The 25,877-nt window shown below is 37.2% G+C and carries 26 protein-coding genes; 18 read left to right on the top strand and 8 right to left on the bottom strand.

All coding sequences use genetic code 11. The features are described 5' to 3' along the window. The first annotated feature begins 13 nt into the window (after nt 1-13). Complete coding sequence (locus tag ACNSTQ_RS16220) at nt 14-3,826, top strand: DUF2913 family protein (RefSeq protein WP_418200859.1); 3,813 nt, start codon at nt 14-16, stop codon at nt 3,824-3,826. 215 nt (nt 3,827-4,041) lie between these two features. After that, nucleotides 4,042-4,251: a hypothetical protein gene (locus tag ACNSTQ_RS16215; protein WP_418200858.1), complete on the top strand. Its 210-nt coding sequence runs from the start codon at nt 4,042-4,044 to the stop codon at nt 4,249-4,251. Between the two features lie 131 nt (nt 4,252-4,382). On the opposite strand, the gene ACNSTQ_RS16210 is transcribed toward ACNSTQ_RS16215, so the two are convergent. Both ACNSTQ_RS16210 and ACNSTQ_RS16205 read right to left on the bottom strand, forming a co-directional pair. Further along, nucleotides 4,383-4,793, bottom strand: coding sequence for a YppG family protein (locus ACNSTQ_RS16210; protein ID WP_418200857.1), 411 nt, complete (start codon nt 4,791-4,793; stop codon nt 4,383-4,385). Between the two features lie 24 nt (nt 4,794-4,817). Next, on the bottom strand, nt 4,818-5,261 hold the full coding sequence (locus ACNSTQ_RS16205; protein ID WP_418200856.1) for an Hsp20/alpha crystallin family protein: 444 nt from the start codon (nt 5,259-5,261) through the stop codon (nt 4,818-4,820). A gap of 110 nt (nt 5,262-5,371) precedes the next feature. On the opposite strand from ACNSTQ_RS16205, the gene ACNSTQ_RS16200 reads away from it, so the two are divergent. The 3 genes from ACNSTQ_RS16200 to ACNSTQ_RS16190 all read left to right on the top strand — a co-directional run bounded on the left by ACNSTQ_RS16200 (nt 5,372) and on the right by ACNSTQ_RS16190 (nt 9,650). Continuing rightward, nucleotides 5,372-6,301, top strand: coding sequence for a dipeptidase (locus ACNSTQ_RS16200; protein WP_418200855.1), 930 nt, complete (start codon nt 5,372-5,374; stop codon nt 6,299-6,301). Between the two features lie 745 nt (nt 6,302-7,046). Further along, complete coding sequence (locus ACNSTQ_RS16195) at nt 7,047-8,669, top strand: Na/Pi cotransporter family protein (RefSeq protein ID WP_418200854.1); 1,623 nt, start codon at nt 7,047-7,049, stop codon at nt 8,667-8,669. A 75-nt stretch (nt 8,670-8,744) separates the two neighbouring features. Further along, the gene (locus ACNSTQ_RS16190) at nt 8,745-9,650 is read left to right on the top strand and encodes a chemotaxis protein (RefSeq protein WP_418200853.1); all 906 of its coding nucleotides are present in this window, start codon (nt 8,745-8,747) and stop codon (nt 9,648-9,650) included. 97 nt (nt 9,651-9,747) lie between these two features. On the opposite strand, the gene ACNSTQ_RS16185 is transcribed toward ACNSTQ_RS16190, so the two are convergent. Beyond that, nucleotides 9,748-10,236 carry a DUF421 domain-containing protein gene (locus tag ACNSTQ_RS16185; RefSeq protein WP_418200852.1) on the bottom strand — a complete coding sequence of 163 codons (489 nt, stop codon included), beginning with the start codon at nt 10,234-10,236 and terminating at the stop codon, nt 9,748-9,750. A gap of 159 nt (nt 10,237-10,395) precedes the next feature. Here ACNSTQ_RS16185 and ACNSTQ_RS16180 point away from each other — a divergent pair, with 159 nt between their 5' ends. The 6 genes from ACNSTQ_RS16180 to ablB all read left to right on the top strand — a co-directional run bounded on the left by ACNSTQ_RS16180 (nt 10,396) and on the right by ablB (nt 15,644). Further along, nucleotides 10,396-10,602 (top strand): hypothetical protein, encoded by a 207-nt coding sequence (locus ACNSTQ_RS16180; RefSeq protein WP_418200851.1) that lies wholly within the window; start codon nt 10,396-10,398, stop codon nt 10,600-10,602. A 196-nt stretch (nt 10,603-10,798) separates the two neighbouring features. Beyond that, entirely contained in the window at nt 10,799-12,148 is a 1,350-nt protein-coding gene (locus tag ACNSTQ_RS16175) for an aspartate aminotransferase family protein (RefSeq protein WP_418200850.1), read from the top strand. A gap of 4 nt (nt 12,149-12,152) precedes the next feature. Then, nucleotides 12,153-12,836: a CoA transferase subunit A gene (locus ACNSTQ_RS16170; RefSeq protein WP_418200849.1), complete on the top strand. Its 684-nt coding sequence runs from the start codon at nt 12,153-12,155 to the stop codon at nt 12,834-12,836. After that, entirely contained in the window at nt 12,821-13,510 is a 690-nt protein-coding gene (locus ACNSTQ_RS16165) for a 3-oxoacid CoA-transferase subunit B (protein ID WP_418200848.1), read from the top strand. Before ACNSTQ_RS16170 ends, ACNSTQ_RS16165 begins: the two co-directional genes overlap by 16 nt. Further along, a complete protein-coding gene (locus ACNSTQ_RS16160; RefSeq protein WP_418200847.1) occupies nt 13,503-14,774 on the top strand; it encodes a peptidase in 1,272 nt (423 codons plus the stop codon). The genes ACNSTQ_RS16165 and ACNSTQ_RS16160 overlap by 8 nt, the downstream gene beginning before the upstream one ends. A gap of 45 nt (nt 14,775-14,819) precedes the next feature. Continuing rightward, nucleotides 14,820-15,644 carry a putative beta-lysine N-acetyltransferase gene (gene ablB, locus ACNSTQ_RS16155; protein ID WP_418200846.1) on the top strand — a complete coding sequence of 275 codons (825 nt, stop codon included), beginning with the start codon at nt 14,820-14,822 and terminating at the stop codon, nt 15,642-15,644. 51 nt (nt 15,645-15,695) lie between these two features. Here ablB and ACNSTQ_RS16150 read toward each other — a convergent pair whose 3' ends face one another. The 4 genes from ACNSTQ_RS16150 to ACNSTQ_RS16135 all read right to left on the bottom strand — a co-directional run bounded on the left by ACNSTQ_RS16150 (nt 15,696) and on the right by ACNSTQ_RS16135 (nt 19,888). Further along, nucleotides 15,696-15,968, bottom strand: coding sequence for a YokU family protein (locus ACNSTQ_RS16150; protein WP_418200881.1), 273 nt, complete (start codon nt 15,966-15,968; stop codon nt 15,696-15,698). 6 nt (nt 15,969-15,974) lie between these two features. Beyond that, entirely contained in the window at nt 15,975-17,387 is a 1,413-nt protein-coding gene (gene ablA, locus ACNSTQ_RS16145; RefSeq protein WP_418200845.1) for a lysine 2,3-aminomutase, read from the bottom strand. 119 nt (nt 17,388-17,506) lie between these two features. Beyond that, nucleotides 17,507-18,907, bottom strand: coding sequence for a sigma-54 interaction domain-containing protein (locus tag ACNSTQ_RS16140; RefSeq protein WP_418200844.1), 1,401 nt, complete (start codon nt 18,905-18,907; stop codon nt 17,507-17,509). A 462-nt stretch (nt 18,908-19,369) separates the two neighbouring features. Beyond that, nucleotides 19,370-19,888, bottom strand: a complete 519-nt coding sequence (locus ACNSTQ_RS16135; RefSeq protein WP_275117429.1) for a ribonuclease H-like YkuK family protein — start codon at nt 19,886-19,888, stop codon at nt 19,370-19,372. A gap of 172 nt (nt 19,889-20,060) precedes the next feature. On the opposite strand from ACNSTQ_RS16135, the gene ACNSTQ_RS16130 reads away from it, so the two are divergent. Both ACNSTQ_RS16130 and ACNSTQ_RS16125 read left to right on the top strand, forming a co-directional pair. Then, on the top strand, nt 20,061-20,348 hold the full coding sequence (locus tag ACNSTQ_RS16130; RefSeq protein ID WP_418200843.1) for a HesB/YadR/YfhF family protein: 288 nt from the start codon (nt 20,061-20,063) through the stop codon (nt 20,346-20,348). Between the two features lie 133 nt (nt 20,349-20,481). Then, a complete protein-coding gene (locus ACNSTQ_RS16125) occupies nt 20,482-21,156 on the top strand; it encodes a hypothetical protein (RefSeq protein ID WP_418200842.1) in 675 nt (224 codons plus the stop codon). 36 nt (nt 21,157-21,192) lie between these two features. Here ACNSTQ_RS16125 and ACNSTQ_RS16120 read toward each other — a convergent pair whose 3' ends face one another. After that, on the bottom strand, nt 21,193-21,324 hold the full coding sequence (locus tag ACNSTQ_RS16120) for a hypothetical protein (RefSeq protein ID WP_275117427.1): 132 nt from the start codon (nt 21,322-21,324) through the stop codon (nt 21,193-21,195). 199 nt (nt 21,325-21,523) lie between these two features. Between ACNSTQ_RS16120 and ACNSTQ_RS16115 the strand changes: the two genes are divergently transcribed. The 5 genes from ACNSTQ_RS16115 (at nt 21,524) to ACNSTQ_RS16095 (ending at nt 25,827) form a co-directional block, all read left to right on the top strand. Next, nucleotides 21,524-22,186, top strand: coding sequence for an SIMPL domain-containing protein (locus ACNSTQ_RS16115; protein ID WP_418200841.1), 663 nt, complete (start codon nt 21,524-21,526; stop codon nt 22,184-22,186). Nucleotides 22,187-22,277: 91 nt separating this feature from the next. Further along, a complete protein-coding gene (locus ACNSTQ_RS16110) occupies nt 22,278-22,409 on the top strand; it encodes a hypothetical protein (protein WP_418200840.1) in 132 nt (43 codons plus the stop codon). Nucleotides 22,410-22,686: 277 nt separating this feature from the next. Next, nucleotides 22,687-23,220, top strand: coding sequence for a peptide-methionine (S)-S-oxide reductase MsrA (gene msrA, locus ACNSTQ_RS16105; RefSeq protein ID WP_418200880.1), 534 nt, complete (start codon nt 22,687-22,689; stop codon nt 23,218-23,220). Between the two features lie 319 nt (nt 23,221-23,539). After that, nucleotides 23,540-24,742: an alpha/beta hydrolase gene (locus tag ACNSTQ_RS16100; protein ID WP_418200839.1), complete on the top strand. Its 1,203-nt coding sequence runs from the start codon at nt 23,540-23,542 to the stop codon at nt 24,740-24,742. A gap of 173 nt (nt 24,743-24,915) precedes the next feature. Next, nucleotides 24,916-25,827, top strand: coding sequence for an aldo/keto reductase (locus ACNSTQ_RS16095; protein ID WP_418200838.1), 912 nt, complete (start codon nt 24,916-24,918; stop codon nt 25,825-25,827). Nucleotides 25,828-25,877: the final 50 nt, after the last annotated feature.

The following is a 25,877-nucleotide window of genomic DNA, read 5'->3' as shown; positions in this document are numbered from 1 at the left end:
GGAAGTGAGTATCATGCAATTATCTAATTCGCTGCAGTGTAATAACGTTATGATCGACCGTGATGAACTGATACAAGCATTAGAACAAATGACAAGGATAATAACAGAAGATGGTCATACAAATACAAAAGTGGATGAACTGACTAGTAAACTTCGTAAACAAGAGTATGGAATTGCCTTCTGTGGACATTTTTCTGCGGGGAAGTCAACGTTAATTAATGAATTACTCGGTGAACATGTATTACCATCGAGCCCGATCCCAACAAGTGCCAATGTTGTAAAAATGGTTAGTGGGTCTCCAAGGGTAATCGTTGAGTATACAGATGCTTCAGTCAAATCATTTGAAGGAACATATAAGAATGATGTGGTGCAAGAATATTGCCGAGATGGAAACAATGTAACGGAATTGACTATTTTTAATGATCGACACGGTCTACCTGAAAATTTATACATCCTTGATACACCGGGAATTGACTCTACAGATGATGCACATCGAGTAGCAGCTGAATCGACATTACACATTGCTGACACAGTTGTGTATATGATGGATTATAACCATATACAATCCGAAATTAATTATGCATTTCTAAAAGAAATGAATCAAAGATATAAAAAAGTTGCTTTGGTTGTTAATCAAATTGATAAACATCAAGAATCTGAAATGAGTTTTGAGGAGTTTAAAGCCCATACTGTGTTGTCTATTGAAAATGAAGGGATTTCATATGACGCTATCTTTTTTACATCAGCTACTGATGTTATTTATCCATACAATGAACTAGACAAACTGAAAAGATATTTAGAGTCTATTATTAATAATCGGCAGCAGTTATTGTCTGTCAGTGTGTGGAAAGAGGCTTACTTAATTATTTTAGAACATGAGCGATGGTTGAAAAAATGGTACAAAACCCAATTACAACAATTTGAACAATTGTTATTCCCGCATCAATTGACAGATGAGCCTTACTTACAGAATGAACTACAGAAACTAAAAAAGGAAACAAAGCCACCGAAAGAAGTATTAGAGGAGTTTGAGGAAGCCTTTTTACTTCAGTTTAATACGTTGTTAAATAACGCAAACTTAATGCCATACCATACTCGGAATTTGGCAAGGGATTTCCTTGAGGCAGAACAAATCGGTTACAAAGTAAGAGGGTTGTTTTCTGCAAAAAAAACAAAAGCAGAAAGAGAACGAAGGCGAGATGCTTTGTATCAAGAATTGAAAGAAAATGCAGTGACATATATTGATATTCATTTTAAAGACTTGTTTTTTAAACTATTAAAAACTTATGAGATACGCGAAGATAGCCTCAGTCAGGCCGTTCATGATTTTTCTGGGCAGTTGCAAGAAGATGTCATTACTCGATCACAGAAAAGAGGGGCCTTATTTTCTCATGAATATGCACTAAATTTTTCAAGAACCTTGATGGATGAGGTTAAAAGTCATTATCGAAAAAAAGCAAACATGCTTTTAGGAATGGCATTAGAAACGTTAAGCGGAACATTAGCGAGTCAAACGAAAGCACAGGTTAGAAAGCGGGATGAGTTAGAAAGAAAAATAGCGTCATGTACAGGTATTCATGAGATTAATCAAAATATTGAAGGAAAAGTTCAGCAATTAACGAGTATGCTAAAAGCGCTTCACCAAAGCGACGAGTATCATTCAGACAAGAAAAAAGGAACAGTTTCCAAGTCGTTTAGATTTAAAGAAACGAGTGAGGTAAGAGAACAGAAAAAATGTATCAACTTAAGCCGCTTAGGCAGTGGAACTAGTACTGGTCGTTCTTTTCAGTTGGTTAATGAAAAGGAGAGAAGATGGAAAGCGGCGAAGCACTTTGAAAATATAAGCAGTATTGTTGCAAAATTACCTAGTTTACAAAGAGTCGCTGAGAACTTTATTGACCAAAGTAACCGCTTAAAAGATAGGACATTTACGATTGCTCTTTTTGGAGCCTTTAGTTCAGGAAAATCTTCGTTTGCAAATGCATTAGTTGGTGCGAACGTCCTTCCTGTATCACCTCATCCAACAACAGCGACGATCAATAGAATATTGCCGCCGACAAAGGAGCATACCCACGGAACCATTCATGTTTTCTATAAACAGGAGGCTGTTGTTCTAGGGGAAGTTAATGAAATTCTTCAAGTTATAGCTAAATCGCTTAAAAATTTAGAAGATCTGAAGCCCTTATTAGAAGAAAGGCAAAGAGCTGTTGTTGAAAAATCAAAACAGCATGACCAAGACAATAAAGGAGAAAAAGAGGAAAAAGAGAGCAAAGTTGACCTTTTTGAACTTATTCACACGAATCAACTCCAATATTTAACGTTTATTGTAGAGGGTTACGATACAGTTAAGGACCAACTAGGGAATACACGTAACGTAACGAACGAAGAATATAGAAAGCTAGTTGCTACCGAACGATTTGCAGCTTTTATTGAACGAATTGATGTTTATTACAATTCGCCTATTGCCAAACAAGGTATTACACTAGTCGATACACCAGGGGCAAATTCAGTTCATACTAGACATACAAAGCTTGCATTTAACTTTATCAAGCATGCAGATGCGATCGTTTTTCTGACTTATTATAATCATGCGTTTTCAAAGAGTGACCGAGAATTTCTCATTCAACTAGGCCGGGTTAAAAATTGCTTCGAAACAGATAAAATGTACTTTGTTATAAATGCCGCTGATTTAGCACAAGACGAAGAAGAAATGACACTGGTCACTTCTCATGTTGAAAAAAATTTATTGCAGTGTGGAATTCGCTTTCCGCAAATTTATCCGATTTCAAGTCAGCTTGCACTTCTAGCAAAAATAAAGGCTGCCCGAATACTTACACCTAAAGAAAACGCTGTATTCAAAGCACTTTTACCGGAAGAGCGAGGAGAAGAAGCTCTTGAATATTCGGGAATTACTAATTTTGAAACTTCTTTTTATTCATTCGTGTTAAGTGAATTAACGAATGTCGCGATCCGAGGAGCAAATGGCGATCTTACTCAGCTATATCATACTTTACAAAAATGGTATAAGGATGTAAATAAAGATGAAGCGTCAAAACGCCAGCAACTCATGGAGCTTAGTCAGGTAGTTGCTCAAAAACAGTATGAGATTAATGAGGCAAGCTTCAACATCGAAGAGCAGCTTGTTCGTCAGGAAATCCATGAATTGATCTATTATGTTAAACAGAGAGTGTTTTATCGCTACTTCGATGAATTTAAAGAACTGATCAACCCGAGTCAATTTAAGGAAGACGCTGATTTCCAGAAACAATTACATTTAGGGGTACACAATGTTCTTCAATTTTTAGCGCATGACTTAGTGCAAGAATTACGTGCGACGAGCTTTCGTCTAGAGGTGTTTATTAACCAAAGTCTAAGCGACATTGAAAATCATATGGTGGAAAAGATAATTCAAGGAGACGGTCTATCGTTGTTACGATACAAAGTGACCCCGATAAAAGAACTAGACATTGAAGCTTTTTCGCAACTACGTGTGTCTGATCTTGAAGAAGAAATGAAAGTTCATGAAAACAGCAAAACCTTTTTTGTTGAAAAAGGAAATTTACAGTTGAGGGAAAAGATTGAAGAACGGTTACGATTGCCCGTAGATAGTTACTTAAAAAAGTATCGAAGTCATTTTGAAGATATTTTAATTGAATGGTTTTTAAGCGAAGTAAATCAATTAAAGTTACACCACATTTCACAATTAGACCATTATAAGCAGGAACGAAAGGCTGTATTATCAGATCATAACCAGTCTATTCTAATCGGTGAAGTTCTGGAAAAATTAACTATAGAGCGTGAAGGTCTTTCAACGTATGTAACTTAATTTTTTATTCATTATTTTATTAGCGTTCGATCTCGCACTTTCAAAACGAGACATATATACAGCATTAGATGAGAAGATAAATTAAATAGTGAGGAGGGAGTAGATAGATGAAGGTAATTGTTACAGATGCAGCCATTGCACGCTTAGAATTGGAATTTCAAGTAGACCCTATTTATCTTCGCGTATTAGCGATTGATACGTACGAGTGAAGTACGATGTTAGAGTTTCAACTTGCTCTGGATGAGCAAGCGGTAGATGATGAAGTATTTATATTTGAAAAGGTTCACGTTTTACTCGACGAAAAGGCGCTAGAAGAGATCGGTCGTTATTTAAAAATCGATTATTATGAAAACCAAGGCTTCCGCCTGATTAATTCTTCTCAAACTTTAGCCTATGGTTTACGCATAAAAAAGAAAACAACGTAATAAAATCTTGAAGCTAACTCAGTCTAAAGGTTTCTTGCCAATTACGCTGAAGTTGTATGAGTCCGATATGGTGTCGAATTAAATATACGTAACACGGGACCCAAGACAATACTGAGTTAGCCTCGATTTAATTATACTTTTGGTGTAGTCGTAAAGAATGAGCTGACCGACTTAACAAGCGGCGAGATTTGATTTACTGTTTTTACGACTTGGTCGACAGTTTGGAATGTCTTCGAAACATCAAATTTTCCATCTGGCCCTGTAAAAGCATTAAAGAAGGCAGGCCCTTGTGGTCGGTACGGATTTTGTGGACCGAAATGGTTTGGCCCTTGATTTACTGGGATGTTTTGCTGCATATTTTGTTGCGTGTTTTGCTGTAAAGGTAAGTTGTAATTTGCGTGGGGATATGGATAAACTTGAGACGAGTAGAGCCCCCCATGGAACGGATTAGAATTTTGATATGGATTAGGAAAATAGCTAGGTTGCTGTTGATAGTAAGGAAAACCTTGAACACCCAAAAGTGAATCATTATGAAAATTCATTTTAACCCCTCCATTTACATACCATTATTCAATATCGATCACATGCCGTCGATTCGGAACTTTTATTGTTAATAGTCCATTTTGATAACTTGCTTTTACATCTTTTTGTGTTACAGGGAATGGCAATGGGATGACGCGTTCTTTTACTTGTGAAGAATACTGTTGTTTAACATATTGGTCTACGTCATTCGTTTCTTCCATAAACTCTTCTTGTTTCACGCCAATTTTCACATGACTTTGATAGACATCTAATATAATTTGTTCTTTTTTAACACCAGGTAATTGTGCTTCAATAACAAATGCTGAATCTGTTTCATAAGTTTGAACTGGGATTTGTGAGTGAAACATACCATTATTGTGAATGTTTTGAAAAGCATCGTAAAAAAATGAGTCAATGGTCTTTAAGAAATCATTGTAAGATTTTTTAATAACTTCAGGTAATTGTGGTTCTTTTCTCTTCTCACTCATACAGATCACTCCATTAAATACTTATCTGTTTTACTATATGAATGAAAGTTTGTTTCTGTTAGTGATATTCGCCTAAAGGACATATACCTATTATAAAAAGGAGGGAAAGTATGAAAATATTTGATGCACATTGTGATGCGCTGTTAAAACTTTGGGAAAAAGAAGAGCGTAATTTTACGAATTCTAATGAGATTGATGCCAATTATGAAAGACTAATAAAAGGCGGTGTGAAAGTTCAATGTTTTGCATTGTTCGCTGAGCCGGATTTAACTATCGAAGAAAAGTATCAATCGATTTTAAAGCAAATTGAATTATTTCAAACAGAAGTCATTAAAAAGCATGATAAGGTGAAGCATATTAAGGAATGGAAGGATATTGCTCAATTAAAAGACGGAGAGATTGGAGCTGTCCTAACACTCGAAGGAGTTGACTGTATCGGGGATAACCTTACCAAGTTAAACATCTTTTATCAACTTGGGGTCAAGTCTGTTGGCCTTACCTGGAACCAAGCTAATTTATGTGCTGATGGGGTCGGTGAGCCACGCGGAGCTGGTCTTACCTTATTAGGTAAAGAGCTCGTCCAGTTAAATAACGAACATAAAGTATGGACCGATGTCGCTCATCTTAGTGAAAAGGGTTTTTGGGATGTCATGGAATTAGCAGATTATCCAGTTGCGACTCATTGTAATGCTCGTGCCCTGTGTGATCATCGACGTAATTTGAAGGATGAACAAATCTTAGAATTAGTTAAAAAGGGTGGTTGGGTAGGCCTCGTTTGGCATCCGATCTTTTTAACAGGGACTGAGCATGCAACGATTACCGACTGCATTCGACATATCGATCATTTGTGTTCCCTTGGAGTAAAGGATCATATTTTATTTGGATCTGATTTTGACGGAATTTCCGTCTTCGTCAAAGGACTAGAAAACGCAAGTAAATATCCTGATTTTATTGAAGAGTTAATTAAACATTTTTCAGAAGATGATGTTAAGCGCTTTGCGTATGGCAATTTTGAAAGGTATATAAACCTTATAACATAGCTTGGCAAAAGTTACTATTCCTTACATACTTTAAGAAAGAAAAGAGGTGAAGAACATGTTTATTACAGATAAAGCCAAAGCACTGATATTAGCAGCAATGGAAGAAAACAATTCTTCATCAATCCGTGTCGTATTTGCTGGCATGGGTTGAGGGGGTCCAAAGTTAGGACTGGCTCTGGATGAGCCAGAAGAGAGCGATAAGATTGAAACGATTAATGGTTTAACTGTAGCAATTGAGGATCACGTTATCCCTTTTGTGGAGAATATAACGTTAGATTGTGTAACGAATGAGTTTGGTAAAGAGGCTTTAACTATTATAGGGAACAGTGATTGTTGTTAATACGTACCCTAAAGGAAGAACGCTAGGATCTTTTGGATGATCCTGGCGTTTCTTTTTTATGGCTTTGTTTGTTAAAGGATAGTGTGTTTTAAGTGGTGCGGTCATCCGGGATATTGGTTGGTTGGTAGTTTGTTCTAAGATTTTCTAAGGGTGCACTATTCAGGATTATTGGTTAGTGGATTCTCCTAATTTTTTCCTCAATTCCTCTCAATTCTAGGCCTTTAGGCGCTCGTCTATCCAATTTTCTACCTCATCATTTTCAAACTATACAAGAAACTCTTTTGAGGTTGTAAGAACTGCGTTAGAATAGAGACAGGAAGTAAAGAGAGGTTAAACACTCAGTTTAAGTTATAGGATCACTCTAAAAATAGATACTTGTGAAGAAAGAGAGATAGGTGCGGAGTTATGGGGACTTTTACAATTGTTTTAGGGGGAATCGGGTTATTTCTTCTTGGAATGACCTTGATGACAGATGGTTTAAAAGCGTTAGCAGGGGATGCTTTAAAGCAGCTTCTAAGTAGGTTTACGGGTGGAACGATCTCATCAGTATTGTCGGGTGCGACAATTACAGCGTTAATCCAATCGTCAAGTGCGACAACATTCATGACGATTGGTTTTGTCAGTGCAGGCTTACTAACATTTACGCAGTCAGTTGGAGTTATTATCGGTGCAAATGTGGGTAGTACCAGTACGGGGTGGCTCGTATCCGTTATTGGATTTAAAGTGAATATGTCGACACTTGCGTTGCCTTTAATCGGAATTGGTGTGTTTTTAAAGCTTTTTTCAAAAGGGAAATTAACCCCCCACGGAATGGCACTCGCAGGTTTTGGTCTATTATTTTTAGGAATTGATATTTTACAGCAAGGAATGTCAGGTATCGGAGATATGTTCAACCTGGGCGCTATTTCAGGAGATACGTTTTTGCATATGCTGTTACTCATTGTATTTGGGATTGCGATGACGGTTATTATGCAATCCTCAAGTGCTGCTGTTGTTACCACGTTAACAGCCCTTTACGCTGGTGCTATTTCATTTGACCAAGCTGCTGTTTTAGTCATTGGGCAAAATGTCGGTACGACTGTAAAAGCGATCATTGCAGCGATTGGCAGTTCGACTCCGGCAAAGCGAACAGCAGTTGCACATATTTTATTTAACCTTCTAACAGGTTTACTTGCGTTATTAGCATTACCTTTATTAATTTCGGCAGTGTTTTATATAAGTGATTTACTGTACATTACCGACCAAAGTGTGTCACTAGCGATTTTTCACACCTTATTTAACATAATTGGAGTTTTATTGATTGTGCCATTTATGCCCTTGTTTATTAAACTAGTGATTAAAATGGTCCCTGAAAAAGGAGAGCATTTAACCAAGCATTTAGATCACAGTGTAGCAACAGTCGGTCCTGTAGCAATAGAGGCCGTAAGAAGAACTTTATTAAAGATTATGGGGTTAATCTCTATATCATTTGTTACGGTGTTCAAAGGTGAAAAGCCACTGATTTACTTAAAGAAAAAGCTTGAGGATGCTGAAAATGCCTTAGTGGAAATTCGGATTTTTTTAACTAAAGTAAATTCCGAGTCTGTCAGTCATTCAGACCGAGAGTACAGCCGACACGTTTCTATGATTCATGCAATTGATCATATCGATCGTTTAATTAAAGCACTAAAAGAGATTGAGTCAATTGAAAAACTAAAACGTGACCAAAATACTTTAACCTTACTAATGAAGTTAGCCAAAGTATTCGAACAAGTTAGTGGAAGTATTGAAAATAAACAGCTCGAAAATCTAGTCTGTCTCGTTGAGATGAATTCAAAGGAAATAGCAGAAATTCGTAAAGAGGATAGAATGAATATCATAAAAACCACAGCTAAAAGTCAACTTGATGTAAGTGTTGCGATTGAAAAAGTTCACTCGATTCATTGGGTGGACCGAGTGGCATTTCACTTATGGCGAACGATGTATCACCTAGAAGAGAAAGAATTAATGGAAGTAACCGACTTTGAAGTAGAAAATGGCCCAGAATAAATATAATTGTTGTACTAGACTATGATTTCACTTATCATATGGTTATAAAGAAGTGGTTTAAACGGGAGGATTTCCATGGTTAATGATAAAATATTACTAGAAACAGGAACGAATGAACTAGAAATAGTTATGTTTAATGTAGGTACAGGATTATTTGGGATTAATGTGTTAAAGGTACGAGAAATTATTAATCCACTACCTATTACTGAAACACCGAATGCACATTCCTATGTTGAGGGAGTCATTCGTTTACGTCAAGAGGTTATTCCGGTTGTTAATCTATCAAAAGTATTAAACTTTCCTTCGTCTGAAAATCCAGAACAGGATAAATTTATTATTTCAGAATTAAATCAAGTCAAAGTCGCTTTTCATGTTCATAGCGTTTCACGGATACATCGCATATCTTGGCAACAAATTGAAAAGCCAAGTCAACTTTCTCAAGGAGAGCAAGCCCAGACTATCGGGATCGTGAAAATGGAAGAAGGAATGGCTTTATTACTGGACTTTGAAAAAATCGTTGTTGATATAAGCCCAGAATCAGGTGTCAACGTAGATAGTTTAAAGGTTCTCGGACCTAGGCAACGGTCAGCAAAAAAAATTGTAGCCGCTGAAGATTCAGCTATTCTACGAAAATTATTAAGTGATACGTTAGCAGAAGCTGGTTATGATAATGTTCTCTTTTTTGAAAATGGTCAAGCGGCCTGGGAATACCTTGAAGGTTTAGCGTGTGATCTTGATCTTGACCCATTGGAAGAAGTCAATTTATTAATTACAGATTTAGAAATGCCCCAAATGGATGGTCATCACCTGACACTAAGAGTAAAAAATAATGCAAGACTGGCTGGACTGCCTGTAGTCATATTTTCTTCTCTTATTACGGATGATTTGTTCCATAAAGGTGAAAAAGTCGGCGCGAGTGCACAAGTAAGTAAACCTGAAATTGTTAAACTCGTTCAACAAATTGATCAGCTGATCTTATAAGTTACCGGCTCCAACAGAATAATAGCGAAGAAACAACAAATGAAGGGTTTTTAATTGTAGCCATGTAGTTTCCTTCTATTTTCAAGAGGCTTCTTTTCTAAGGAGTCTCTTTTTTATCAATATTCATTTTTGCAGGAATTTCACTCAGTAGGAAGCTTACTTTTCCATTGGGCTCTAAGAAGCCGTCTTTTACTTTGTCTACTGTTTCAATTCCCTTAATTCTTAATTCCTGATCTAGGTTATTGGTGGTCATTCTAGCTTTTTTCAATCCATTCATTACTACTTTCCCATTACGGATAATTTGGATTGGACGTCCCATAATTAATACTTCAAACCGATCCGATTTTAAAGATAAAAAACTAAAAACTACTTGTGCTACTACAAATCCACTAATAGCAATGATGGAAGTGAGTGGGTGGATTGAAGGATCAACGAGTGGCGCTCCCATTAATGCACCGATTGCAATTACAACGACTAAATCGAAATCCGTCATTTCTCCAACCGCTTGACTTCCCATCAAACGAAAAGCTGTAATTCCGGCTGAAAACATAAGTATTGTTTTAAGAAAGATATGAATGTATATCACATGTCGGTTCTCCTATCATAAAAGTATTAAATCTATTGTTTGAAATAAATGTAAATTTATACTTTGTAAATCTTATTTGTTCACGATATAGGCGATGAACCAAAACCCCTTCATTGACATATCATTTACTATACTTTTTTAATGCAAGGGGAAATGGATATGGCAAAAAATTCGTCAAAAAAGAAAGTACTATTACCACAAGTGAACAAACATGCATTTAATATGAAGGTTGTAACTTCTGATGTTTGTTTCGCTTGTAAAACGAAGTGTAATCGAGGCATTGCCTATATGGAAAAGATGTCACAGCCAGGAGCGATCGGTAAAGGTGTACCGTGTATGCTAACAAAAGGTAAAGGTTATAAGTAACCAGTTATAAGAGTTGACTCTTTAGTATTGTTAGACACTCTCAAAAGCAGTAAACCGAGAGGATCAAGCGATAATGAGGAGCAACTCTTTTTCATTGGCATTGACAGTATTGATCTTGAATAAACTGTAGGAATAGAACGAACATATTTTCAAAGCATTTCCGATTGCAGTTAACCTGTCATATAGGAGGAAAGCGATGGAGAGAAAATATTTAATTCAACCGTTCCTTACTAAAAAATATCCCATTATTCATTATGGTAAAGGGGTTTTTTTATATGACAAAAGTGGAAATGAATATTTAGACGGTTCTTCTGGAGCAGTAACAGCTAATATTGGTCATGGAGTACAAGAGATTATCGAAGCGATGCACGAACAAAGCAAGAAAGTTTCTTTTGTATACCGTTCACAGTTTTCGAACGAACCAGCAGAACAACTGGCGAAGCAATTAAGTGAATTATCACCAGGCGCACTCAATTGGTCTTTTTTCGTCAATAGTGGTACAGAAGCAATCGAGACGGCCATGAAAGTCGCCCTTCAATATTGGCAAGAAAAACAGCGACCAGAAAAACAATTATTTCTTTCAAGGCGATTAAGCTATCATGGGATAACGATCGGTGCTTTATCATTATCAGGTTTTATTACACGTCGCGAACGATTTGAACCGCTACTTGAAAACTACCCTTCCTTATCACCTCCTTACTGTTATCGCTGCCCATTCCACTCTACTTATCCAAAATGTCACTTACAATGTGCCGAAGAATTAGAAGATATAATTGAAAGAATAGGTGCCAAGTACATCGCAGCGTTTGTGGCAGAACCGGTGATTGGTGCTGCAGGTGGAGCGATATTACCACCCGACGGATATTATCAAAAAATAAAAAAAATTTGCCAGCGTTATAACATTTTATTTATCGCTGATGAAGTCATGACGGGAATGGGAAGAACAGGAAAGATGTTTGCTATCGAGCATTGGAACGTAACACCTGATATTATGGCCATTGGAAAAGGGCTAAGTGGTGGGTATGCACCAATTGCGGCAACTCTTATTTCGGATGAAGTGATGAAACCGATAGAAGAGGGGTCAAAAGTAATTATGAGCGGTCATACATTTAGTGCCAATCCTCAATCGTGTGCAACAGCATTAGCGGTCATTCGCTATACATTAAAAAACAAAGTGATAGATGAGGTTGAAGCTAAAGGTGAATTACTAAAGAAAAAGTTAACGCCATTAGCGAAACGTTTTCCGTTCATCGGTGATATTCGTGGAAAAGGATTGCTTATTGGGATTGAATTGGTGGAAAATCCCCGACGGAAGAAGTCGTTTCCACGACATTGGAATGTGAGTCAACGAGTCATCGATCACGCATTAGAATCAGGCTTATTGTTATATCCTGCTGCTTCTGGTCAAAACGGCTTAGATAACAATGGAATATTAATCGCACCCCCATTAACCATTACACCAATAGAGATTGACCAACTTGTAGAGCGCCTCGCTAAAACATTCATTTTGACTGAACAAAGCATAATTAAGCTAGAAAGGAGTTAGTCGCATGTCACTTCAGAAAGTACGGTCGAAAGAAAACATACTCGATTATGTAAGGAGTTCAAGTACGATTATGATTGGTGGCTTTGGTGGTGTAGGAAGTCCGCCTACGGCGATTGATGTGCTTCTTCATAGTGATATCAACTCATTAACGATAATTAGTAATGATGCTGGTTTCCCTGATATTGGAATTGGGAGATTAGTTTGTAAAGACAAAGTCGCTAAAATGATTACAACCCATATTGGTTCCAATCCAGTAGCTGGTCGATTAATGAATGAAAACAAGTTAGAAATTGAATTTGTTCCTCAAGGAACGTTTGCTGAAAGGATTCGTGCAGGTGGAGTAGGTCTTGGGGGAATTCTTGTAGACAGTGGCCTTCAGTCATACAATAGTTCTAGAGAAAATACGGTGAAGATTGATAACAAACGTTTTTACTTGGAAAAACCACTTACTGCTGATGTATCTTTTATTTTTGCTAAGAAAGCGGATACATACGGCAATCTTATTTATGATAAAACTGCAAGAAATATGAATCCGCTTATGGCAATGGCTGGTGAGGTAACAATCGCTGAAGTGGAAGAGATTGTTCCTGCAGGCAGTCTCGACCCAGAGCTGATTGTCACACCTGGAGTGTTTGTAGACGTTATCGTTGAAAGTGAAGGGGTGAATTGGAAATGGGTTTGGGAGTAGAAGACCGTGTTCGGATGGCAAAGCGTGCAGCCAAAGAAATTACTCCTGGCATGTGTGTGAACTTAGGAATCGGGATCCCTACCCTGGTTGCAGACTATATACCTGAAGACTGGAAGGTCATGTTCCATGCTGAAAATGGAATTGTAGGTGCAGGAAGAAAGCCGTTTGCCGGAGAAGAGGATGAGAACTTATGTAATGCAGGAGGATTTCCGATTACCATACGTAAAGGCGGGGTATATTTTGATAGTGCAACGGCTTTTGCTATCGTCCGTAAACAAATGCTTGATATGACAATTTTAGGAGGATTAGAAGTAAGTGAACGAGGAGATTTAGCTAATTGGATTGTACCAGGCAAACGTGTACCAGGTATGGGTGGAGCCATGGATTTAGCTGTTAAGGCTAAAAAGCTCGTTGTTCTATTAAGTCACACGGATAATCAAGGAAATCCGAAAATTGTAAACGAGTGCAAACTTCCATTAACAGCTTCACGTTGTGTTCATTTAATAATTACTGAAATGGCAGTAATAGAAGTAACATCTTCGGGTTTAGTTCTACATGAAACATTGGGTAATTATTCAGTAGAGGAAGTTATAGAGAGAACGGGGTGTCCATTAACAATACCACCTGATTTCAAAAACTCTAAATCGTACGAGGAGGGGGCAAACGATGAATAAAGATTATCAAACACTTATTCACTCATGGATCAACGAAAATAGAGTCATCGGGATTGAACTTTTACAAAAACTTGTTAGAAACCGAAGTATACAAACGAATGAATATGAAGCTCAACAAGCTATTATAAACCATTTACAGAAGCTTGATCTAGAAATTGACGAATGGGAAGTGTCAGGAGATATTTTTACTCATCCGTATTTCTGCTCAACGAGAAAGAGCTTCTTGAAAAGTCCAAATGTAGTAGGCGTGAAAAGAGGAATTGGCAAAGGGAAATCCATTATTTTAAATGGTCATATTGACGTTGTACCTGAAGGAGATGTAACGCAATGGACGGATGACCCGTACAGTGGCAAAATAGAAGGTGGAAAAATGTATGGGCGGGGCACGACTGATATGAAAGGTGGAACCGTCTCTCTGTTATTAGCGATTCAAGCATTAAAAGAACTTGGGATTCAATTAAATGGGGATGTCATTTTTCAAAGTGTCATAGAAGAAGAAAGTGGAGGGGCTGGTACTTTAGGAACCTTAATTCGAGGATACAAAGCAGACGCAGCTATCATTCCTGAACCAACCAATATGAAGATATTTCCGAGACAACAAGGTTCCATGTGGTTTCGATTGACTGTTAAAGGACGTTCCGCACATGGAGGCACTCGTTATGAGGGTGTTAGTGCAATTGAAAAAGCAATGATAGTTATTCAAGAACTTCAGAACTTAGAAAAAATTCGAAATGCTAGAATAGTAGATCCACTCTATGAAAATACGCCAATACCGATTCCGATTAATTTAGGTGTCATTAGAGGCGGCAACTGGCCGTCTTCCGTAGCAGATGAGGTCATTATTGAAGGTAGGATTGGTGTAGCACCAGATGAAGAAATGCGACATGCTCAAGAAGAACTAAATCTTTGCTTGAAAAACCTTGAGAAAATAGACCCATGGTTTAGGGAAAAACCAGTTGGACTTGATTGGTTCGGTGCAAGATGGGTACCTGGTACCATAGATGAAGAGCATCCATTAATGGGGATCCTTCAGTCGAAGTTTGAACAAGTAATACAGACTGAACCAAAGATTGAAGCCTCTCCTTGGGGAACAGATGGAGGGTTATTAGAAAAATTAGGCGGGATACCAGTTATTGTTTTCGGTCCGGGCACAACCGAAATCGCGCACTTCCCTAACGAATACATTGAGCTTGAGAGAATGTTTGAAGTTGCTGAAATTATCGCACTCACATTAATTGATTGGTGTGGGGTAAACGATGAGTAATAAAAATAACTGTTCGCTAGCGACGGTGAATTAGTAGGTGATTAAATGGAAAATCAAATCGAAATAGATTCATATAATGATCGGATTGTTGCCTATTTTCCGCTTGCAAGGGAACAAGAAATAGCACAGCTTGATCAGTTGAAACAACAGCACAAACCATCGAAAACCATAGTGTATTTGACGAAAGAATACATTGATCATTTCGTTCAACAAGGCTATGAGTTAGAAGGGAAAATTCCAAGTTTCTTTTGTGGATTCGATAGTTATATTGTAAGTCAATATAGAGGAAAAGACCGAAAAACTTCAAAGAAATTGGAAGAGCAAGAGAAAATTATGAGGACAGTTCAACAAACAAAAAATCTAAAGGTACTTTCACCATTAGAAGGCCAGTATTCGTTGCAATTAGCTAGTCATAATGAGGTAGAGGGTCTCGTTCAACTATATAAAAAGGTGTTTGAAAAATATCCGACCAAGATTTTTGATGAGGGCTATATAAGAAAAATAATGACGGACGATTACTTTTTTGTTGTTATTAAAGATCAAAATAAAATAGTGAGTGCAGCCTCGGCGATGATTAATGAATATAAAAGTGCTGAAATCACGGACTGTGCGACTGATCCTGACTATCGAGGAAAGCAGTTTCTATTACACATCATCACTAGGTTAGAGAGGGAATTGTTCAATCGAGGTGTGTATTGCATGTATTCATTAACGCGAGCATTGTCACCAGGTATGAACGTGACTATTAAACGCTTAGGCTATGATTATGGAGGAAAATTAGTAAATAACTGCATCATTAGTAGTGGATTTGAAGATATGTGTATTTGGTCAAAGCAACTTAATCATAAAGCGGCTGACTCTAGAATTTAGAGTCAGCCGCTTTATTCATCTATTCAGAAAATATATAAATTAACCACACTCTTACATTCTAAAATAGTTTTTTTTCAATATCCGTGGTTGATTCATAAGTGTGTCATAACCAATGGAATGTGGGAGGTCCTGGGTATGAATGAGAAACAAATGGTCTTCAATCTCTTCAACCAATGACTCTTCAATATAGTTCATGTCGCAGGATTGACAGTGAATAGACGGGATATTATGAATTTGAATCGCTTTTAATCCGTCTGGTAGCTCCCAATACGCTTCTTTTGTCGTTTGTAGTGTATCTTTTGAGTGACACCATTCACATTTCATCATACTCTAATTCTCCTCCTTTTTACTTTCACTTTGTATCGTCTTCTGCTGCTCTGCCAGCCACTTTTTCTTTTTCATTTCATCTCGCTTTTGACGGCGATCTTTTAACGTTTGATGACTTTCATCACTTTCATAATTTTTACGACGGTCGATACGTTGAAGTCCTTCTGGCATAAGCGTTGTTTGTTCGTCTTTCATCAAGGAATGAATACCAATCGAAAGTTCATTACCAGTTATTCCATAATATTGAGCAAAATAATCATCTGCTTTTCCTGGATTATAATTTTCTGGTTCTGGGTAAGTGGTTATGACTCCCTCAAAATTGCGAAGAACTACTTTATTAGCAGATTGAGAGATTAAATAATTCGGTTGCAAGGCAATCTTTCCGCCCCCACCAGGAGCATCAACTACGAAAGTTGGAACAGCATAACCACTCGTATGTCCACGTAAGGCTTCAATAATTTCTAACCCTTTGGAAACTGGAGCACGAAAATGACCAATTCCTTCCGATAAGTCACATTGATATATATAATACGGACGGACTCTAATCTTCACTAAATCATGCATTAACTTTTTCATAATATGTGCACTATCATTGATTCCTGATAAAATAACCGCTTGATTACCAACAGGAACACCTGCATTCACAAGCATTTCACAAGCTCGTTTTGATTCTTCAGTAATTTCAAATGAAGTGTTAAAGTGAGTATTCAACCAAACTGGATGGTATTTCTTTAAGATATTACATAAGTTTTCAGTAATTCGCTGTGGAAACACAACAGGTGCACGTGTCCCAATTCGAATGATCTCTACGTGTGGGATCGCACGTAAATTTTTTAGGATATACTCTAAGATTTGATCATTAACAAGTAGACCGTCTCCGCCTGAAATAAGGACATCTCGAACTTGAGGCGTATTACGAATATACTCAATTGCCCCATCTAATTGCTTTTTCGGAACACCCATGCCAATTTGTCCTGAAAATCTGCGTCGCGTACAATAACGACAATACATGGAGCATTGATTCGTAACGAGAAATAAAACGCGATCAGGATAGCGGTGGGTCAGTCCTGGAACTGGTGAATCTTCGTCTTCTGACAAAGGATCCTCCAAATCATACTTTGCTTTCTCTATTTCTTTTGATATCGGTACTGATTGCATACGAACCGGGCATCGTGGGTCATCAGGATTCATGAGTGAGGCATAGTACGGTGTAATGTTTAAAGGTATTGTTTTCGTTGAAATTTTAACGCCTTCTTCTTCTTCAGGGGTTAAGTTAATGACTTTTTTTAAATCATCTAATGTACGGATTGTATGCGTGAGTTGCCATAACCAATCATTCCACTCATCATCACTTACATCTTTCCAAATCTCTATTTCTTTCCAATGTTTTTTCGGTTTATATAAATTAAAATTCATAATGATCCCTCCTAGTTTCTTACCCATACAAATGCAATTATTGTGCCAATTCGTAAAGGTGGGAAGGAAGGGGAGGATGTAAAAAATGAAAAATGGCAGTGCCGAAAAATCGTCAGTTGTCATTTAGATATGTTATACTTTTTCATTTTATATTGAAGGGTCTGTCTTGGTAGGTTTAAAAATTTCGCCGCTTGTAGAATATTCTTGTTGTATCTATGCAGTGCGCTTTCAATTAAAACCTTCTCGAATTTATCTACTTCTTTCCGAAAGGAGATCGGTTCGGTTTGGATTGGAGAAGAGGTGTGAAATAGATGACTCGGTAGATGGTCTTCCGTTACTGTATTGCCATCTGCAATATTCATAGCGGATTCGATGGCATGTTCTAACTCCCGGACATTACCAGGCCAATTGTATTGTTGAAAGAGGGCTTGCACATTGTGAGCTAGACTTTTAACAGACTTATTAAAACGGTCATTAAACTTCTTTAAAAAATGTTCGGATAATAACGAAATATCCTCTTTTCTCTCACGCAAAGGTGGAATATGAAGCGTAACAACACTAATTCGGTAAAATAAATCTTGGCGGAGTTTTTCTGCTTTTACACAAGTCGTTGGATGTTCATTCATCGCTGTAATGATGCGAACATTACATTGAATGCCTCTTGTGCCGCCAATTCTCCGAACAATTCCATCTTCAATGACTCGTAGTAACTTTGCTTGTAGATCAATCGGCATCGAGTTAATTTCATCAAGGAACAAAGTGCCATTATGGGCCAATTCGAACAAACCTGGCCGTTCGGCTGCACCTGTAAAACTTCCTTTAGAAGTACCGAACAAAATACTTTCAAGAAGACTAGCGGGTATCGCTGCACAATTTTGAGCGATAAACGGGCCGTTTTTTCTTTGGGAATGATTATGAATCGACTGAACAAACAGCTCTTTCCCTGTTCCGGTTTCACCATAGATTAAGATCGGTGAAGCAGTCTTGGCTGCTTTGGTTGCTGTTTGTTTGAGTTTCTTTAGTGTTTCATTTTGAGTGATGATATCCTCGAAATCAAACCTTGCACTCGAAGTAGAATTTCCTTTTTTAGCTGAAGTTCCATTCCGAATGAATTTTTCTTGTAATTCAATGAGCTTCTCGGAGAGCTTCTTGATTTCTGAAAGGTTTTTAGATATCTCAACAGCGCCAACAATTACATTGTTTTGGTAAATCGGCATTGTCGTATTAACCGTATCCACAAGGACGCCACGAACGTTAGCAAACCGCTGTTTTTGATAATAGATAGGTGACCCGTGTTTTATGACTTGTAGTAACGTACTTGTTTCTTCTGTCAGTGAAGGGAAAACATCAAGTACATGTTTATGAATGACTTCACTTGCATCAACACCGTCTAATTGGGCAGCCACCTTATTATAGTAAATGGTTTTCCCATTTAAATCGACAACATGGATTCCTTCATCGATTGTGTCAAACACAGCTTGAAGTAAATCAGGTGTTGTTTGAGTACCTTTTGTTGTCATTTCTTTACCTCCTTTTTTATTGCTAAAATGTTGGCAAAGGGGAGCCGGAAATTTGGCACTCTTCTATTTATAATTATGTTTTAACCTCAAAAACATGAGAGTAAATGTAGTATACCTTAGTCATGTGCCTGACCTGTTGCCTTATTTTCATCTGAATCAAACAAAAGCTGCCCACCTTAATCTTAATCAGGTCGCAGCTTTTTAACATGATCTTATGGTTATATGCGTAATTGCATCTATGCATTATGGCTGTAGTTGTCTAGTGTTCTTTCTAATTATATCGTCTCTTTGTTTTGCAGTAATCACTTTAAGCTTGTGCAATAAATGGGCGTACTGTACGACTTTCTTATTTCTTCCCATTTTCATCACCTTTTTTCCCTTAGTGTTAATGTATATTATTCACTACGGCAAAAAAAGTTTCGTCGAGGCAAAAATGAACCAAGCCTGTTTTTCTCGTCACCCTTATTTTGTGTAACGGTTTGCATAGGAAGAAGCTACGAAAGATTGAGGTTTAATAAAGGGTTTCATGCCATGTTCTTCAATCCGTTTGACCATTTCTTCGACATAAACTTTTGTTTTATTTCTTGCCCCCTGTCCAACATCAATATGGCCTTCGATCGTTAAGGAACTGCCTTCTTTAATATGCGGGAGAATGATATTGATCATTTGCTTTTTTCGTTGGATTGTAAATAATTGAGCAATTTGCTCGGTTAGTGTTGTCTCTATTGATATTTTTGAATGGAGACATTCAATTCGCGTGGGGATATCAAATTTTCTTATGCATCCCCATGCACCTTTTCCTTCTCGGCGAATAACAATCCCAGTGACAAATCGCGTATATTTGCCATGTACTTGTGAATCGGTTCCAATAATTAAACGATAGGTTGAAGCAGGTTCCTTCTCCATAAATGAACATATATATTGAAACACTTCTTGGAAGGTCATATGTTTCCGTGAAAGGTTTTGAAAGGATATACCCATGCATCCCCCTCCTTAATGAAATATTTTAGTACTAGTTGTGTTAAACTTTATGATGAGGCAAGCTTTTCCTATTCCTATTTTTCAATGTTTCGAACGAGAATGTTTCTATAAAATGTGTTATAGTAAAAATAGCGAAACAGAGTAGTACAACGAGACGTTAGGAGTGTTTGGAGTGAGTATTGAAGTAACAAAGCCAGCGTATCAATGGTTTAAAGATGAATTTAACTTAGAAGGCACAGAATATATGAGAATTTTTGTACGTTACGGTGGGTGTGGAAGCTTCCAACAAGGTTTTTCGTTAGGGATTGTGAAAGAAGAGCCGAAAGATGCTGCGATTGAAGTTAATATGGAAGGTACGATTTTTTTTATTGAAAGAGAAGATATGTGGTATTTTGATGGTCAGGGTGTAAAAATTAAATACAGCCGAACGAAAGAGGAAATTGAGTTTGTTCAGGCTTAAGCAAAAGGCCGATTTATATTCGGCTTTTTTTTGGGGGGATTTTTCGACTGTTGTAACCGAATAGAGAGTGAAGCGTCTATATAAGTGAATGCAGCATTCAACTTATTCAAGAAGTAAAAGGAGAGGTTACAGAATGAAAAAAGGAATAAGATTAATAATGACTGTTTTATTTGGTGTACTTCTATTAGGAGGTTGTGGCACGGCAGAGCAGGTAGACCCTATAGAAGAAAGTAGGGGAAGTCAACCGCAAGAAAAACAAACCCAAGATGGAGAAAGCGCAGAAAGCAGTTCAAATGACCAGCAAGAAGAACAAAAAGACAATGAGGAGCAAATGGATCAATCTGAAGAAAAATCAAATGAAAAAAAATTAACATATCGCATTGAAGGAGAGCTGTATGAAGAAACTGCTTTTCTCAGAAAAAGTGACAATCAAAACTTCTCAATGTATATCTATGATAAGTATGAACTTGAAGCAGAAGAACCTAGAAAAGATGTTGTGATATCTAAAGAAGATGGTAATGTTTTTATGAGAATTGAAGTACTGCCAACAGATGTTGATTTGAGTAAAGTAGAAGCAGATATTCCAATGCGCGCCAAAGCTGTTTCTGATGAATATTTCCACAATGAAACCGCATTAATGAGCGATTTTCTAGAAGGTTCTGTATGGTATAAAGCCTATACAGAAAAATTTGCAGTTAGTGTTATCCTCGTTAAGAGCAAGGAACAGCCAATCATATTAACAATCCATACTCCACGTGAAAAAGAGGTCCTTCCGCCATTTATAGTGATGGCAGAAACAATCAAATAATATTAGGTAAAGAAAAAGTAACAGCAAGGTAAGCTGTTACTTTTTCTTTTTCTGTCTTTTCTTCGGTTGATCGACCAATTCACTTGATGTTTCTTCGTTAAACATCGATTCAGTTGGTGTTTGGTTGTTCGTCAATGCCTTGTCTTCTTGAGGACGGCGTTTTTTCATAGCAAAATCTCCTCCTTTAAGGTTACGCTAGTAGTTTCACCATAACTGCGAAAAATACACGACACTCTGAAAATCAACTTCATTTAGGTTTTTAGCAATGAATTTTTTATATTTTCATAAAAGTAACACGATAAAAGATCGGTTCAAACCATATAATCAATTAAAACAATTTTATAACAACTTGTAGGGGGGAATGAGTATGTATTATCGTCAACCGATTCGCAGTTCAGACGGAAATCGATTTCGTCTCACCGTTATTGGTGAAGGGGAAGTAGCTGCTACTCCCGATATTGTTCAAGTTACGTTAGGTGTGCGTACTGAAAGAGAACATCCAAATGAAGCTATTCAGGAAAATGCACGAATTGCTAATAACATCATACAAAACTTAGAAAACTTAGGAATACCGAGAGAAAGAATAGAAACAAGGACATATAATGTTAGACCCATTTACGATTTTATTGAAGGTAAAAGTATTCTTAGGGGATATGAAGTGGAACATTTATTTGATATTACGATAACCGATATTAATCAGGTTGGTGAAGTGTTAAGCACAAGCGCAGAAGCCGGTGCTAATGTCATTCAAGGTTTACAGTTTAAGCTTTCTAATCCACAGGAATATTATCTGCAAGCTTTGTCCATTGCTGTCCAAAGTAGTACAAAAAAGGCAAATCACATTGCTGAGCAAATGGGGGTTACATTACTTCAGCCACCAATAACAATTACGGAAATCAGTGACGAACCTGTTTCGGTTTTTCAACCTGAAGGAATGGTGCTAGCCGCAACTTATCCTGCTACACCGCCAATTACTACACAAGATGTGGTTATCCGTGCTAAAGTCTCAGTGGTGTATTCTTACAGCTAATTGTCACAGTTTCGCCATAATTAGAGCTGAGATATATGTTACTATATAGATAGTAATTAACGTATATAGATTTAAAATAGGGGTGACTTAAATGAGCGCAGTAGCATTAGTAGCAATTCTTAGTTTCGGTGGATTAGCAATGGTAATTAGTATTACAATGTCAATTATGTTTATGAAAATGTCTGATATCGATGCTAAAGATCCATTCCACACTAATCATTAATTTTTAATAAATAAAATAAATAGATTCACTATTTCTCAGACTATCGCGAAGAAGCGGTAGTTTTTTATTTGCAGTTAAGTATGTATAACATCTATAAAATGTCTAGACCTCGCGACTAGCGAAACTTTTTCACAGGCATACGGTAAGTCAACACCGACTTACTACGACTGGATTTCAACCATAAGACTGATTTTTTGCATTTCAAATTATAAAGGAGTACGATAAATTCACTAAACTTTTGGGGGTGTAGTTAATGACGTTATATATGGAAAATACATTGCAGCATGCAACTTTTGCTGGCGGGTGCTTTTGGTGCATGGTCAAGCCATTCGATGAATTTGAAGGAATAGAGAAAGTCGTATCAGGATATATGGGCGGACACGTAGAAAACCCGTCATATGAACAGATAAAAACGGGAACAACTGGTCATTACGAGGTTGTTCAGATTACATTTCATCCAGAGCTTTTTCCTTACTCGAGGCTTCTTGAAATTTACTGGCAGCAGGTAGATCCTACTGATCCAGAAGGGCAATTTCATGATAGAGGTCCACAATACCGTACAGCGATCTTTTATCATAATCAAGAACAACAGGAAGAAGCACTGGCGTCTAGAGATAAGTTGGAGCAGAGTCAGAAGTTTTCAAAACCGATCGTTACAGAGATCATGGAAGCATCAACGTTTTACCCAGCAGAAGAGTATCATCAAGATTATTATAAAAAGAGCCCTACACATTATAAAGAAGACCGGGAAAAATCAGGAAGAGATGAATTTCTTCAAGTACATTGGGACGAAAACTCACGCACCAAATAATTATTATGTGTGTCTTCCTAATAAAAGTAAGATCACTTTTATTAAGATTTAAAAAGACGGACAAAATTTTTCCTATACATTCTAATATTTCATAACAAAGAAACAAATACTACCTGTAACAAAAGAGAATCGTTTACTACGGTTCTTTTTTGTTCGGTCAAATAACCGAAATCTATAAAATTGTGTAAAATTACATAAATAATTTGTAAAAGTATGAACAAAAATCTAAAATATCTGATATAATTTTATTAAGATAGTTTTTTTGAATATTCGTTATTGTTATTGTTATTGTTATTGGGAGAGGAATGAGGGGAACAAAATGAAAATAAAAAGTAATATATATAAATTTTTCAGAATAATCAGAAATATAACCGTTGGCGTTGCTGTTTTTGTTCTCTTATTTGCGGTTGTAGTTTTTGTAACTGTAGAACAATGGGCATCTAAAGAGGAAGGAAAATTACCAGTAAAGACTGCGGTAATCTTACACGCCGTCAATGAGAATTTAGTGCCTCTTGATTTAGAAATACCGAACTTTGTTAGGGGAAGTACTGGGAGAAGTACAATGGTTAGAGAGACTGTTGAGATCCCAGTTCGAGATGGTTCGGAGATAACAGGAAAAGTTTATCGACCCAATGGGGAAGGACCTTATCCAATTATAATGTATTATCATGGCGGGGCGTTCCTAGAAGGTTATGGAAGTATTGAAACACATGAAAATATTGTTCGTGCATTAGCAGGAAGAACACAGAGTATCGTCGTAGCTGTTGGTTATCGTGTTGCGCCCAAATATGTATTTCCAACTGCGATTGAAGATGGGTATGATGCGCTGTTGTGGGCGTACGATATGGCTGAAGCGTGGAATGGGGATGTAAGTAAAATCGCAGTAGCCGGGGATAGTGCAGGCGGTAACATCGCTACTGTTGTTGCGATGATGTCAAGAGACGAAGGTGGTCCAGAATTAACTGCACAAGTACTCTATTACCCGTTAACGACGTTTCAAGATGTAGCGTTACCCTCTCGAAATGTCTACGATAGCGGTTATTATTTACTTTCAAGAAGTGTCATGTATTTAGCAAGAGATAAATATACACCAGAGCCAGATATGTGGTCAAACCCTTATACGTCACCATTGGAAGCTAAAGATTTAACAGGATTACCGCCAACCTTAATTATTACTGCTGAATTTGATCCATTACGAGATGAAGGAGAAGCTTACGGCAAAAGATTAAGTGACTTCGGTGTACCAGTGGAAACCATTCGTTATAAAGGAGTTATGCACGGGTTTATCTCTTTTTACGAAGTGATGTATCGTGGAAATCACGGATTACAGAAATCGGTTCACTATTTAAGAACTGCATTTCATGATGAAATCTTATATGAACCGTACACGGTAAAAGTGGTTAATATCGAGGATGGAAAAGAAACACTTCGTGATCAACTTGAAGCGTATGCGATGGCATGTTTTTTAATTGGAAAACAAGCATTTACAATGTTGCCGACTCAATACACTCTTATAAAATAAAATAATGAAAAGCTAGCCACTAGGGCTAAAAGGGGGAGTTACTGTCATCATGATAGTGACTCCCTTTGTATTGTGATGCAGGATTTCATATGTTGTAGATTTAAGGTGTCTTGTTTGATTGCTTACTATAAATCTGCTTAACTAAAGTAAAAGAAGAATTGGATGGTGAAATCATGTTAAAAAGACGTTTAGGAACGAGTGATTTATTTGTCTCAGAAGTTGGGCTAGGTTCCATGTCATTAAAAACTGAGAATGAAAAGGAAAGTATTGAAATCATCCATAAAGCGATAGATGGTGGAATGAATTTTATTGATACAGCAGATTTATATGAGTTTGGATTAAACGAAGAGCTTGTCGGAAAAGCCGTTAAAGGAAAAAGGGATGAAATAATAGTTGCAACTAAAGGTGGAAACCGCTGGGACAAAGACCAAGAGGGCTGGCGATGGGACCCATCCAAAACCTACATAAAAACAGCAGTAAAAGAAAGTCTTCGTCGTCTACAAATGGATTACATTGATTTATATCAACTTCACGGCGGAACGATTGAGGATCCAATTGATGAAACAATTGAAGCATTTGAAGAGCTGAAAAAAGAAGGTCTCATTCGATATTATGGTATTTCATCCATACGACCTAACGTCATACGTGAGTATGTAGAGAAATCAAATATTGTTAGTGTAATGATGCAATATAGTTTACTAGACCGCCGAGCAGAAGTAGAGATGTTTGATTTATTAAGTAAACAACATATATCTGTCATCTCTAGAGGGCCGTTAGCTAAGGGAGTATTATCTTCAAATTGGAAAAATAAAATTGCTAATGGCTATCTTGACTATTCGTCAAATGAATTATCACAACTACTTCCAGAGATCGAAAGAATATTAGGAAATCAAAGGAACACAAGTTTAGCTCTTCGTTATGTAACAACGCCATCAGTAGTAGCCACAACAATTCCTGGGCCAAGAACCGTGGAACAGTTGAATGATATTCTTCAGTCTTATGACCAATGTAAAAATATAACCGAACATCAATTAGAGGAAGTGAAGGCGCTGACAAAGCAGCATAATTTTACTGCCCACTTATAATATTTTAGTTGAATTTTCTAAAAACTTTAATGAATTATGTTGTTCGTAAT

This window comes from Alkalihalobacterium sp. APHAB7, from assembly GCF_048323755.1.
In the GTDB taxonomy this organism is placed as follows: domain Bacteria; phylum Bacillota; class Bacilli; order Bacillales; family Bacillaceae_F; genus Alkalihalobacterium.
Note: the sequence above shows the minus strand (reverse complement) of the source record. Positions and strands in the feature narration are given on the sequence as shown.